Raw genomic sequence first — 241 nt, 5'->3', positions numbered from 1 at the left:
TGTTTTTTGAAAAAGCGTGTATAAGCATCCGCAAGGTTGCGAACAGATGACTGAATCGCAATACTATCCACTTCTTTTAGCCAAACAAACTCTTTCTTCATGGCAGGAAGTTTGGCAGAACATGTACCATATGTCAAACCTTTTCCTGTTTCTTTGTATGCGTTATCCCATAGAGATAGGAAATGATTGAATACAAAACGAGAACAGCCAATCGTTTTATTGATTAGGGTCGCTTGTGCTT

At 38.6% G+C, this 241-nt stretch carries 1 protein-coding gene; it reads right to left on the bottom strand.

Annotated features, from left to right (window positions below):
• Positions 1-241 (bottom strand): helix-turn-helix domain-containing protein (locus tag JDS95_RS30795; protein ID WP_199691071.1); only part of this gene is annotated, 241 nt, incomplete at both ends.

This window comes from Bacillus cereus group sp. N24, assembly GCF_016483345.1.
Classification (GTDB): domain Bacteria; phylum Bacillota; class Bacilli; order Bacillales; family Bacillaceae_G; genus Bacillus_A; species Bacillus_A toyonensis.
This window is presented reverse-complemented; position numbering and strand designations above follow the sequence as displayed.